This is a genomic window from Sphaerotilus montanus, from assembly GCF_013410775.1.
GTDB classification, from domain to species: domain Bacteria; phylum Pseudomonadota; class Gammaproteobacteria; order Burkholderiales; family Burkholderiaceae_C; genus Sphaerotilus; species Sphaerotilus montanus.
In genome coordinates this window covers 4,008,868-4,021,651 of sequence record NZ_JACCFH010000001.1, presented here as the reverse complement: position 1 = coordinate 4,021,651, position 12,784 = coordinate 4,008,868, and the positions used below count along the sequence as shown (strand labels likewise).

The following is a 12,784-nucleotide window of genomic DNA, read 5'->3' as shown; positions in this document are numbered from 1 at the left end:
TTCAGGGCTGCCGGGCCGGTTTCTAGAAGTGCCCCTTGGCATCGACATCGGAACGCACTGGTCAGAGAAGTCTTCCCTCGTGTCGAACAGCTCTGATCGGGCTGATCTATGCCGCTAATCTACGGGTTGCCAAACGAGTAGAGGTTGAACAATCGCCTCATGCTGCTCGAATGGCTAACCCCCACCACCCGCGTCGCCGATGACGACACCCGCCCTCACCTGGCAGTCCTGACCCACGGTCTGCGGCAGATCAGCACCCTGCCCGCCCTGCTGCCCGAGTGGGCGATCGGAAACGGACAGCAGACTCGGGCAGCATCCGCCGTCCTCGCCTGGGGCCACAAACCCAGCGCCCGCATCGCCGAGCAGTTCGCCCAGCGCCACGGCCTGCCCCTGCTCCGCGCCGAAGACGGCTTCCTGCGCTCCACCGACCTCGGCCACCGCTGCCCGCCGCTCTCGATCGTGCTCGACGACCAGGGCATCTACTACGAAGCGGCACAGCCCTCGCGGCTGGAAAGCCTGATCGCCGCCCCGCTCGGCGCGGCACCACTCGACCGCGGCGCCCGCCTGCGCGAGGCCTGGGTCCAGGCGCGGGTCTCCAAGTACAACCACGCCCACGACGGTCTGCCCGACGCGCTGCTGCGCCAGGCGGCCACCGACCCGCCAGTGCTCGTGGTCGACCAGACCGCCGGCGATGCCTCCATCACCGGTGCCGGCGCCAGCGCCACCCACTTCCAGTGGATGCTGCAGGCCGCGCTCGACGAGCACCCGGACGCGCCGATCTGGCTCAAGGTGCACCCCGACGTCATCGCCGGCCGCAAGCAGGGCCACTTCGCCCACCTCACGCCCGGTGAAGCCGCACGCGTCACGCTGATCGCCGACGCCATCCACCCGCCCGCGCTGTTCGACGTGTGCCGGGCGGTCTACGTGGTCAGCTCGCAGATGGGCTTCGAGGCGCTGCTGCACGGCCGCTCGGTGCGCTGCTTCGGCCTGCCCTTCTATGCCGGCTGGGGGCTCACCGCCGACCACCTGAGCGCCCCCGTCCGGCGCCGCGCCGCGAGTCCGGGCATCGCCGCGCTCACCCACGCGGCCCTGATCGCGTATCCGCGCTGCCTTGATCCCGAAACGGGGCGCCTGTGCGAGCCCGAACGGCTGCTCGCCCATCTGGCCCTGCAGCGCCGGCAACGCGCCACCTGCCCGTCGCCGGTGCAGGTACTGGGTTTCTCGCGCTGGAAACGCCCGATCGCACGCGCCTTCCTGCAAGGCAGCGCCGACATCGCCTTCCTGCGCCGCGAGCGGCAGGTCGATCCGGGTACCGCGGTCGCGGTGTGGGGCCGCCGACCGGCGCCGCCGCTGGCCACCGGACCGGTGCTGCGCATCGAGGACGGCTTCCTGCGTTCGGTCGGGCTGGGCGCCGACCTGACACGCCCGGTGTCCTGGGTCGTCGACGACCTGGGCATCTACTTCGACGCCACCCGCCCGAGCCGCCTCGAACACCTGCTGCGCCAGCACGACTTCGACGACGCCCTGCGCGAGCGGGCCCGCGCGCTGCGCACGGCCATCGTCAACGCCGGCCTGACCAAGTACAACGTCGGCGGCGGCGCGTGGCAACGCCCGGCCTCGGCGCTGCACGTCGTGCTGGTGCCGGGCCAGGTCGAGAGCGACGCCTCGATCCAGTGGGGCGCGGCCGACATCCGCACGAACGCCGAGCTGCTGCGCGCCGTCCGGGCCGCGGAGCCCGATGCCTGGCTGGTCTACAAGCCTCATCCAGACGTCGTCGCCGGCCTGCGCCAGACCGGCCGCTCCTGGCAGGCCGAGTGCGAGCGCCTGCGTCCGTACTGCGACGAGATCGTCACCGACGTGCCCATGCACAGCTTGCTGGCCAGCGTGGACGCCGTGCACACGCTGACCTCGCTGACCGGCTTCGAGGCGCTGCTGCGCGGCTGCCCGGTCACCACCTGGGGCGTGCCCTTCTACGCCGGCTGGGGGCTGACCGAGGACCGCGCACCGGCCGACCACCCCGCCCGCCAGCGCCGCAAGCGCGCGCTGCAGCTGGACGAGCTGGTGGCCGCGACGCTGATCCTTTACCCCACCTACCTCAGCCGCCACTCCGGCGCCTACACCACGCCCGAGCAGGCGCTGGTGGAGCTGCGCGAATGGCAGCGGCTGGGCACCCCCGCGGGCTCGCCGGTCGCGCGCACCTGGCGACTCCTGAAACGGCAGGTGCTGCACGCCCTGGCCCGGGCCCGACAGCGCTGAACCGGCGCGAACCGCGATTTGCCCGGTCGCGCTCGCGCTATTCCACCCATTCAGGAACGGCCCGGTACGGTGCAATCGACCTCAAGCCAGAAGCCTTCCGGCTGTCAACGTCCACGCTGAAGCCCCCTCTGCCACCATGCCGACTGCCACCGAGAATGCCAGCCTGCCACCGTGGCCCACCGCGTTCCGCGCACTGGTCGACCGGCGCCACACGCTGATCCTGCAAGGACCGATGGGCTGGTTCTTCAGCGATCTGGCGGCCCTCCTGACCAAGCAGGGACAGCACGTCACCAAGGTGCATTTCAATGGCGGGGACCAGCTCTTCTGGCGCCAGGGTGGCGCGCTGCGCTACACCGGCCGGCCCGAAGCCCTGGCCGGCTGGCTGCGCGACCTGATGAAGCGCCAGCGCATCGATGCCGTGGTGCTCTTCGGCCAGATGCGACCGATCCACTGCGTGGCACGCGAGGTGGCGCTCGAACTCGGTGTGGGCGTCTTCGTGTTCGAGGAAGGCTATCTGCGCCCGAATTACGTCACCATCGAGCGCCGGGGGGTCAACGCGCTGTCGCGCCTGCCTCGCTCGGCGGGTTTCTACGCCGAGCAGCACCTGCCCCGCCAGCCGCCCCCGCAGCCGACCACCCAGAACATCCGGCGCACGGCCCTGATCGCCGCGGCTTACGGCATCGCGGCACTCGCCCTGCGCCCGTGGTTCCCGCACCAGACCTACCACCGCTCGCTCAACCCGGTCACCGAGCCGCTGCGCTGGGCACGCAGCTACCTGCGCCACCTGCGCTACCAGTTCAGCGAACGCGGCTGGCACGCCAGGCTCACCAGTCCGGACCAGAGCAAGCGCTGGTTCCTGGTGCCGCTGCAGGTGCAATCCGACAGCCAGATCACGCACCACTCCCCCTACGGCAGCATCGAGGCCTTCATCAGCGATGTGATGGCCTCGTTCGCCGAGCACGCCCCCGGCGACGTTGGTCTGGTCATCAAGCACCACCCGATGGACCGGGCCTACAGCGACTACCGGCGCCACATCCACAGGGAAGCGCAGCGGCTGAACCTCGGTCACCGCGTGGTCTACCTGCACGACCAGCACCTGCCGACGCTGCTGGACCACACCCGCGGCGTCATCACCATCAACAGCACGGTCGGCCTGCAGGCGCTGCACCACGGCGCGCCGGTCATCACGCTGGGCGAGGCGGTCTACAGCATGCCGGGTCTGGTCCACAGCGGCCCGCTCGCTTCGTTCTGGCAGGAGCCGGGCAAGGTCAACCAGACGCTCTACCAGCGCTTCCGGCACCACCTCGTCGCGCACACGCAGCTCAACGCGAGCTTCTATGCCAGTGCGCCCGCCCTGCAGGGACGCCCACCCAGCGTGCACAACCCCGTCCGCCAGACCCGACGCGCCGAGTTGCCTTCGGTGGAGCTGCCCTCCGCCCGGATCCACGACGTGGCGGATGCCTGAAACGCCCGGACCGATCGGCTCGGCGCCGACGCTGTAGAGTTCGGGCTCTTCTGACGATTGAACCCAGGCCCTGCGCCGCCCCCGATGTCCGCTACAACAACAGCTCCCCGTCCCCTGCCCCAGCCCCGCCACGCCAGCCGCATCCCGTCCCATCTCACGCCGGAACAGGTTGACCGAATCCGCCTGGCGGCTTATCTGCTGCCCCAGGTCGTGCAGCCGATCGACTACCAGATGGAGCAGAGCGCCGAGGCGGATGCGCATCTGGACGGCCTCGGCCTGATCCTGCTGCAGAAGGCGGTGCCCGGCCAGCGACCCAGCCGCTGGATCGACCCGGCGCTGATGACAGAAGCGCTGCAGCACCTGAACGTGGTCGGCTCGGGCCAGAGCGTGCGGGCACTGATGCTGGAGCGCGCAACGACGCTGGACGCCCAGGGCGTGGCCCGGCGCGGCGACGAATGGCAGCGCGAAGCGCGCCAGGGCGTGCAGCTCCATGCCCAGGGCTGGCGCCTGACGGTGACGCACCACCAGCCCGTGCCGGCACAGGCCGTGTGGGACTTCTTCCGCACCGGGGACAAGCCGGCGCTGATCAAGGCCCTGAGCACCCTGCCCGACTACCCGCATGCCGAAGCGCTCGGCGCCCATCTGGAGCGGCTGGTCAACCGCAGCGCCGAGCTGAACCTGTGGCAGATCGGCTCGCTGCTGCCCGCACTGCAGTCCGAGTGCGCCACCGCACAGCCGCTCGACAGCCTGATGGCCGCCTGCACCCGGGCCCAGGACCGCTGGGAGCACCGCGTCAACGAACAGGACACCATGGAGGGCCTGAGCAGCGAGCTGGCCTTCCAGGGCTACCCCGACAGCTTCCCGCAGGCCCGCCGCCTGCAGCGCAAGGTGACGCTGTTCGTCGGCCCGCCCAACAGCGGCAAGACGTACCAGGCCTTCGAGCGTCTCGCCAAGGCCAAGGCCGGTGCCTACCTCGCGCCGCTGCGCCTGCTCGCGCTGGAAGGCCGCGACCGGCTGGCCGCGCGGGGCGTGCCGTGTTCGCTGCGCACCGGCGAGGAAAGCGTGCCCGCCGACGGCGCCCGCGTTGTCTCCAGCACCATCGAGATGGTCGACACCAACAAGCCCATCGAAGTGGCGGTGATCGACGAGGCGCAGATGATCTTCGACCACAGCCGCGGCTGGGCGTGGACCCAGGCCATCGTGGCCGTGCCGGCGGAGGAGCTGCTGATCATCTGCTCGGACTACGCGGTCGAGGCGCTGCGCAACCTGCTGGGCCTGTGCGGCGAGGAATGCACGGTGCAGCGCTTCGAGCGCAAGCAGCACGTCGAGCTGCTGCCCGCACCGGTGTCGCTCAGTTCGCTGAAGAAGGGCGATGCGGTCGTGGCCTTCAGCCGCCGTGACGTGCTGATGCTGCGCGACCAGGCGGCGGCCAACGGACAGGTCGTCTCGGTGATCTACGGCGCCTTGCCGCCGGAAGTGCGCCGGCGTGAGGCCGAGCGCTTTGCCACCGGCGAGTCGCATGTGCTGGTGGCCACCGATGCGATCGGCATGGGCCTGAACCTGCCGGTGCGGCGCGTGCTGTTCAGCACCATGACCAAGTTCGACGGCCAGGGCGACCGGCCGCTGACCGAGTCCGAAGTCCACCAGATCGCCGGCCGCGCCGGGCGCTTCGGCATCCACGAGGAAGGCTTCTGCGGCGTGCTGAAGGAAGCCGAGCCGACGGCGCTGCGCACGCTCAAGGCGCTGCTGCCCAAGGTGCCCAAGGCGCCGCGTGACTTCAAGGCGCCAGTCGCCCCGAACTGGTGGCACATCGACACCATCGCCAGCCGGCTGGGCAAGAGCCGGCTGCGCGACGTGCTGGGGATCTTCGTCGAGCAGCTGCAGCTCGACAACGCCCACTTCGCCGTGGCGGAACTCGACCAGATGCTCGACCTCGCCGCGCAGCTCGACCAGGTCGCCGGCAACCTGCCGCTGCGCCAGCGCTTCGTCTATGCGCAGGCGCCGGTGGACACGCGCACCGATGCGCAGGTCAAGCAGTTCCTGGAATGGGCCGGGCACCACGCCAGGTCCGGTCAGGCCGGCGCCGCGTGGTTCCTGAACGACGTGGACGAGCACAGCCGCCTGGAGCGCATGGAGCAGACGCTGCGCACCTGCACGCTGTGGCTGTGGCTGGACCTGCGCTTCCCCGGCATCTATGGCCAGGTGGACGAGGTGGTGGACCTGCGCGCGCGGCTGAACGACGGCATCGAGCGCCAGCTCAAGGCCAAGAAGCCGCTGTGGCAGGCCCGCGGCGGCCGGCGCGGTTGACACGACGCCTCGTCATGCCCGCGCAGGCGGGCACCCACCCAGTCAGACCACCCGATCCGCCATCAGCTCGCCGAGGCGGATCGGCCCGGCCGGCTGCCACCCAGGATTGAACGCCAGCGCCGCCCCGGCGCCCGGCGCGTCCTTCGGGAACAGCATCACCACGGTCGAACCGAGCAGGAAGCGCCCCATCTCCTCGCCCTGCTTCAAGCGGATGTCCTGGTCGGCATAGGTCCAGTCGCGCAGGTGGCCGGGCCGCGGCGGGTTCACCAGCCCGTGCCAGACGGTGGCCATGCTGCCGACGATGGTGGCGCCGACCAGCACCAGCACGAACGGCCCGCGCGGCCCCTCGAACACGCACACCACCCGCTCGTTGCGCGCGAACAGGCCGGGCACGCCGCGCGCCGTCGTCGGGTTGACGGAGAACAGCTCGCCGGGGACATGGATCATCCGCAGCAGCCGGCCGTCGCAGGGCATGTGGATGCGGTGGTAGTCGCGCGGGCTGAGGTAGAGCGTGGCGAACAGGCCGTCGTCGAACTGCCTGGCCAGCTGCGCGTCGCCGCCGACCAGCGTGGTGGTCGAGTAGCGGTGACCCTTGGCCTGGAAGACCTGGTCCCGCTCGATGCGGCCGAACTGGCTGATCGCGCCATCCACCGGGCAGATCAGCTCCGCCTTGGCCAGCGGGCGGGCGCCGGGTTTCAGCGCGCGGGTGAAGAAGTCGTTGAAGCTCTTGTAGCTGACGATGTCCGGGTTCAGCGCCTCGGCCATGTTCACGTTGTAGCGGCGCACGAAGCGGCGAATGATGCCGGTGGTCACGGCGCCGCGCTCCTTGCGGGCCACCCAGCCGGCGAACGTGGTCAGGGCCTGCTTCGGAAGGAGGTACTGGGGCAGGACGGCAAGACGGTCGGACATGGCGCGGGAGGGGGCTGGCGTGAGGGCGGGCCATTGTAGCGACGGCCCGGGGTGTGAAATTTCGCTGGTTTGCCGCTCAGGCTGGCCCCGACCGCGCCGGCTCGCGCGCCCGGTAGAGCATGTCCAGCGTGATGTGGCGCACCTCCAGCTTGCTCTGCCCGATGTGGGCGCGCAGCAGGCGCTGGGCCTCGTCGCTGCGGCGGCGGGTGATGGCGCCGAGGATGCGGGCGTGTTCGTCGTAGGTCGCGGCCACGCGGTCGGACTTGGTGAAATCGAGTCGCCGGATGATGCGGATGCGCTCCGTGATGTCGGCGTGGACGCGGGCCATCTCGCGGTTGCCGCTGCTGGCGACCAGCGCACGGTGGAAGGCCTCGTCCAGCGCACCGACCGCCACGCCATCAGCGATCCGGTCCGCCGCCTCGACCAGCCACACCTCGGCCAGCGCCTGCAGACCGGGACGCTCTTCCACCTCGCACAGCCGCTGCACCGCCGCACATTCGATCAGCACGCGCAGGTCATACAGCTCGTCGAAGGTGTCGAAGTCCAGCGGCGCCACCTGCCAGCCCAGCTTGGGGAAGACACGCAGGAAGCCTTCGCGCTGCAGCCGCTGCAGGGCCTGGCGCAGCGGCGTGCGGCTGACCTCGACGCGGCGCGCCAGCTCGCTCTCCGAGAAGTGATCGCCGGGCATCAGCACGAAGTCGAAGATCAGGCGCTTCACCTCGGCGTAGGCGTGCTCGGCGAGGTTGGGCGCAGGGGGCGTGGCCGGGGTCAATCGGTCGCGGGGGAGGCTTGGAGGGGTTGTGGCCATTCGATCATGCTGACGTGTGCGGCCACGATTTTCCACCCGAGGCCGGCCATGCGCGCCCAGCATTGGGTCTGGAAGCCGCGCAGCGCGGTGTCGCTGCGCAGGAACTCGACCTGCACGATCGCCACGTCCGACCCGAGGCCCAGCACCCGCGGGTGGAGCAGCTGCCGCGTGAAGTTCGGCGCCGGCACCCCGGCACGCCACGTCGCCAGCGCGTCCGCGCCCCACTGGCGGTCGGCGATGCCGTAGCGGGTCACGCGCGGGTCGTCCCAGAAGAAGCCGGTCAGCGCCTCGACGTCGTTGGCCATCAGCGCGGCCTCGTAGGCGTCGAACAGCGGGCCGAGTTCTGCGTGGGTCGCCGGCAGGTCCAGTCGGTCGGCGGACAGCCCCACCGGCGCGGCAGCCGGCGTGACACCCGCGGCCATGTAGCCCCGCCAGCCACCGAACGCGCTGACATCCGGCGCCCCGAGCAGCCCGGCCGGCTCGCAGATGAAGCCCTTGACCCAGGTACCGTCGGCCAGCTCGACCGTCCCCAGCCCCAGCGGCGGCGGGATCAGCGCGAGGAAGCTGCCCACCTGGTCGATCGGCAGTTCGTAGACCTCCAGCGCGATCGCGTGACCCGCCTCGCCGGGGCCGACACGCGCCAGACCGGGCTTGGGTGGCACGGTGCCGGGCAGCGCGTGCAGCCGGTAGCGCGGCGCCGTGTGCGTGCGCGCCAGCAGCCGGGCGCCGCGCTCGATCAGTTGTCCGTGCAGCGGCATCCCTTGCAGGTGGGCGCCGACGACGGCCAGCGCCAGCGTCGGGGCACTCGCGGGCTGTGTCGCGGGTTGCAGATCAGCGGCCGTCAGCGCCGGCAGGTGGGCGCCGACCGGCTGCGTGCCCGGCGAGGCCGCGAGCTGCCAGCAGGTGCCGAGTGCGGCCAGCGCAGCATCCGAGCCCCCCGGCGCGATCCAGGTGACCCCAAACGGCAGCCCGGCCGGCGTCTCGCCCGCCGGCACCGCCAGTGCCGCCAAGCCCAGCAGGTTGACGAAGTTGGTGTAGCGCCCGAGTTCGCTGTTGCGCAGCACCGGCTCGGCGGCCACCGCGGCCAGCGTCGGGTGCGTCGGCGCGGTCGGCACGAGCAACACGTCGATGCCCTGCCAGACCGCCTCGGTGGCGCGGGCGAGTTCGGCCAGCCGGTAGCGCGCCTCGAACGCGGCGGTGGCGTCGAACTCGGCGGCGCGGGCAATGACGCGGCGCACGGTCGGGTCGATCGCGTCGGGCTGCGTGCGCATCAGGTCCTGGACGACGCTGTGGCGCTCGGCGACCCAGGGGCCGTCATAGAGCAGTCGGGCCACGGCATCGAAGGGCGCCATGTCGATCGGCACGATCTCGATGCCCTCGCCCGCCCAGGCCGGCGCACCGCCCGCCGCTGTCGGCGACAGGGTGGTGAGCCGTGCGAGTGCGCCAGTCCATGCCACCCGGTAGCCCAGCGCCTCATCCAGCGCCGACACATCGGCCGGCACCCCCACCCGCAGCGGCCGGCCCAGCCGACCCAGCCAGGCCGGACGCTGCGCGGCGCTCTGGAACACCGGACCGTCGTCCGGCCCTTCCATCACAGCGAGCACGCGGGCCGCGTCCGGCACGTCGAGCGCGAAGACCGACACCACGTCCAGCGTGCGGCAGGCCGGCAGCACGCCGTGCATGCCGACCCGCCCCGGCGTCGGCTTCAGCCCGACGAGGTGGTTGAAGCCGGCGGGCACGCGGCCCGACCCGGCCGTGTCGGTGCCCAGCGCGAAGGCCACCAGCCCGCGCGCCACCACCGACGCCGAGCCCGAGCTGGAGCCCCCGCTGACCCGCTGCGGATCGAGCGGGCACGGCACCGCGCCGTACGGCGAGCGGGTGCCGACCAGCCCGGTGGCGAACTGGTCGAGGTTGGTCTTGCCGATCAGGATGGCGCCCGCGTCGAGCAGGCGCTGCACCACGGTGGCGTGGCGCTCGGGCGTGTACGCGAAGGCGGGACAGGCCGCGGTGGTCGGCAGACCCGCCACGTCGATGTTGTCCTTCACCGCGAACGGCACCCCAGCCAGCGGCAGCGCCCGCCCCTCGCGCTGCAGCGCGGCGAGGCGGTCGAGCTGCGCGGTCAGGTACGCGGCGTCGCAGCGCAGGATCCAGGCCGGGTCGTCCTCGGCCAGTCGGGCAGCGAGTGCCGGGATCAGCTCGGTGGGCCGGGCGCCCGCGCGGTAAGCGCTCAGCCAGCCGGCGATCGTGGTCGGCAACGGGGGGGTCATGGTCGGCATCGTGGCGTCATCCGGGCAGCGCGGCGATCAGGTCGGTGGAGGTGGCGGTCCAGCCGACGATGGCGCCTTGCGCGCGCACCATCGCCAGCGTGGCGGCCTTGAATTCGGGGAAATAGCTTTCGGTGGCGTCCTCGATCAGCACGCAGTCGTACCCGCGGTCATTGGCTTCGCGCATCGTGGTCTGCACGCACACCTCGTTGGTCACGCCGGTGAAGACGAGGTGGGTGATGCCACGTTCGGCCAGACGCGCCTGCAGGTCGGTGCCGTAGAACGCGCCCTTGCCTGGCTTGTCGAGCACCAGCTCGCCGTCGACCGGCGCCAGTTCCGGAATGATCGCGTGGCCCGGTTCGCCCTGCAACAGCAGCCGCCCCATCGGTCCGGCATCACCGATGCGCAGACCCGGCGCACCGCGCAGGCGCTTGGCGGGCGGGCAGTCGGACAGGTCCGGGCGGTGGCCTTCGCGGGTGTGGATGACGTGCAGGCCGGTGCGGCGGGCCTCGGCGAGCAGTTGCTTCAGCGGCTCGATCGGGGCGCGCGTCTGGCTGAGGTCGTAGCCCATCTTGTCGACGTAGCCCCCGACGCCGCAGAAGTCGGTCTGCATGTCGATGATGACGAGCGCGGTGTTGGCCGGCGTGAACTGGCCGTCATACGGCCAGGGATAGGGCACGGAATTCAGATGGACAGGCATGTCGGTCTCCCGGAGAGGTGTCAGCGCTGCACGCCCAGCTCGGCCGGCGCCCCGCGGATGGCGCGGTTCGGCGAGCAGGTCAGCACCAGGATCAGCAACGTCAGCGCATACGGCACCGCGTTGAACAGGTAGTAGTAGCCGGTGACGCCGACCGACTGCAGCGCCGGCCCGAGCGCACCCGCACCACCGAACAGCAGCGCCGCCCCCAGGCAGGCCAGCGGGCGCCAGCGCGCGAAGATGACCAGCGCCACCGCGATCAGGCCCTGGCCGCTCGACAGCCCTTCGTTCCAGCTCCCCGGGTAGACCAGCGTCAGCGAGGCCCCGCCCAGCCCGGCGATGAACCCGCCCGCCGTGGTCGCCGCGATGCGCACGCCGTTGACCGAGTAGCCCAGCGCCCGCGCCGCGTCAGCCGAGTCGCCCGCCATGCGCACGATCAGCCCCCAGCGCGTGTTCGCCAGCCCCCACTGCAGCAGCACCGCCAGCACCACGCCCAGCGGGAACAGCGCGTTGATCGACAGCGCCGACTGCACGGCGGGCGAATCGCTCCAGCCGCCGAGCGCGATCACCGGGATCTGCGCCGCCTGGGGCTGGATCAGCGGCTTGCCGAGGTAGAAAGCCAGCCCCGCGCCGAACAGCATCAGCGCGATGCCGGTGGCCACGTCGCTGACCCGCGGCAGCGAGCACAGCAGGCCGTGCAACAGCGCCAGCGCCGCACCACTGCCCCCCGCGATCAACAACCCGATCCACGGCGAGCCACTCCAGTAGCTGCCGCCGAACCCGGCCATCGCCGACAGCACCAGCACGCCCTCCAGCCCGAGGTTGATGCGCCCGGACTTCTCGGTCAGGCACTCGCCCAGGCTGACGAAGAGGAAAGGGGTTCCCACGCGCACCGCCCCGCCCAGCACGGCCAGCAGCACGTCGAACCAGAGGAATTCACCTGTGCCCGTCATCGACATCATCGACCTCGACCGGAACCACCGAACAGCCGGCCACGCCCGGCCTCGGCCGCCAGGATCAGCACGAACGCAAAGCCCTGCAGCACCAGCACCGAGGCGTCCGGCAGGTCCATCCGGCGCTGCAGCAAGCTGCCCGCCGCGCCAAAACCGCCGAACAGGATGGCCACCGGCGGGATCGCCCACGGGTTGTGGCGCGCAACGAAGGACACCAGGATGCCGGTGTAGCCCAGGCCGGCGATCAGCGAGGCGTTGGCGGAGGTGTGGACCGCCAGCACCTCGATCGCGCCGGCCAGCCCCGCCGCCGCGCCGCCCAGCGCACACCCGGCCAAGATCAGCCCCAGCGTCGGCAGCCCGACCAGCCGCGCCGCCCGCACATTGCCGCCCACCACCCGCAGCGCGAAACCCGAGGCGGTGAACGTCAGCCAGACCCCCGCCGCGAGGCACAGCAGCACGCCCCAGGCCAGCCCCCAATGCACGTCCGTCACCGCGCCGTCCCACGGCAGGCCGCCGATGCGCACCGACTCGGCCACCGGCGGTGTCGACGGTTTGTTCAGGCTGGCGGGGTCACGCAGCGGGCCTTCCACAACATGCTTGAACAGCGCGATCGCCAGGTAGCCCAGCAGCAGGCTGGAAATCGTCTCGTTCACCCCGCGCGCCTGCCGCAGCCAGCCCGCCAGCGCCACCCAGCCCGCCCCGGCCAGCGCCCCCGCCAGCAACATCAGCCCGGTCCCCGGCCAGCCCGCCAGCGACGGCACCAGCATCGGCAGCGCCGCACACGCCAGCGCCCCGAGCACCAGCGCGCCCTCGCCCCCGATCACCGTCAGCCCCGCCTGCGCCGGCAGCGCCACGGCCAGCGCGGTCAGCATCAGGGGGGCGGCGCGCTGCAGCGTGTTCTGCCACGAGAAGCTGTCGCCGAACGCGCCCTTGAACAGCAGCACCCAGGCCTCGACCGGGTCGCGACCCGACAGCCAGACGAACACGCCAAACGCCAGCAGCGCCCCGGCCAGCGCCAGCACCGGCAGCGCCACCGCCTCGGCGGATTCGCGCCAGTGACCGTCGGACGGAGCAGGAGCAGCAGCGGGAGCGGAGGTGGCAGCGGCCAGGGTGCGCATGGTGGCC

General features: G+C 71.6%; 9 protein-coding genes. 3 read left to right on the top strand and 6 right to left on the bottom strand.

The genetic code is table 11. From position 1 onward, the window contains the following. The first annotated feature begins 144 nt into the window (after positions 1–144). The 3 genes from BDD16_RS18260 to BDD16_RS18250 all read left to right on the top strand — a co-directional run bounded on the left by BDD16_RS18260 (position 145) and on the right by BDD16_RS18250 (position 6,028). On the top strand, positions 145–2,256 hold the full coding sequence (locus BDD16_RS18260; protein WP_246332600.1) for a capsular polysaccharide biosynthesis protein: 2,112 nt from the start codon (positions 145–147) through the stop codon (positions 2,254–2,256). Positions 2,257–2,392: 136 nt separating this feature from the next. After that, a complete protein-coding gene (locus BDD16_RS18255; RefSeq protein ID WP_179635252.1) occupies positions 2,393–3,721 on the top strand; it encodes a capsule biosynthesis protein in 1,329 nt (442 codons plus the stop codon). Between the two features lie 84 nt (positions 3,722–3,805). Next, positions 3,806–6,028 carry a helicase-related protein gene (locus tag BDD16_RS18250; RefSeq protein WP_179635251.1) on the top strand — a complete coding sequence of 741 codons (2,223 nt, stop codon included), beginning with the start codon at positions 3,806–3,808 and terminating at the stop codon, positions 6,026–6,028. A 42-nt stretch (positions 6,029–6,070) separates the two neighbouring features. On the opposite strand, the gene asd is transcribed toward BDD16_RS18250, so the two are convergent. The 6 genes from asd to BDD16_RS18220 all read right to left on the bottom strand — a co-directional run bounded on the left by asd (position 6,071) and on the right by BDD16_RS18220 (position 12,777). Next, the gene (gene asd, locus BDD16_RS18245; RefSeq protein WP_179635250.1) at positions 6,071–6,937 is read right to left on the bottom strand and encodes an archaetidylserine decarboxylase; all 867 of its coding nucleotides are present in this window, start codon (positions 6,935–6,937) and stop codon (positions 6,071–6,073) included. A gap of 76 nt (positions 6,938–7,013) precedes the next feature. Further along, a complete protein-coding gene (locus tag BDD16_RS18240) occupies positions 7,014–7,745 on the bottom strand; it encodes a GntR family transcriptional regulator (protein ID WP_179635249.1) in 732 nt (243 codons plus the stop codon). Further along, entirely contained in the window at positions 7,706–10,021 is a 2,316-nt protein-coding gene (atzF, locus tag BDD16_RS18235; protein WP_179635248.1) for an allophanate hydrolase, read from the bottom strand. Before atzF ends, BDD16_RS18240 begins: the two co-directional genes overlap by 40 nt. A 7-nt stretch (positions 10,022–10,028) precedes the next feature. Beyond that, positions 10,029–10,709 carry a cysteine hydrolase family protein gene (locus BDD16_RS18230; protein ID WP_179635247.1) on the bottom strand — a complete coding sequence of 227 codons (681 nt, stop codon included), beginning with the start codon at positions 10,707–10,709 and terminating at the stop codon, positions 10,029–10,031. 20 nt (positions 10,710–10,729) lie between these two features. After that, on the bottom strand, positions 10,730–11,665 hold the full coding sequence (locus tag BDD16_RS18225; RefSeq protein ID WP_246332598.1) for an ABC transporter permease: 936 nt from the start codon (positions 11,663–11,665) through the stop codon (positions 10,730–10,732). After that, a complete protein-coding gene (locus tag BDD16_RS18220; RefSeq protein WP_179635246.1) occupies positions 11,665–12,777 on the bottom strand; it encodes an ABC transporter permease in 1,113 nt (370 codons plus the stop codon). Before BDD16_RS18220 ends, BDD16_RS18225 begins: the two co-directional genes overlap by 1 nt. Between the last annotated feature and the right edge of the window lie 7 nt (positions 12,778–12,784).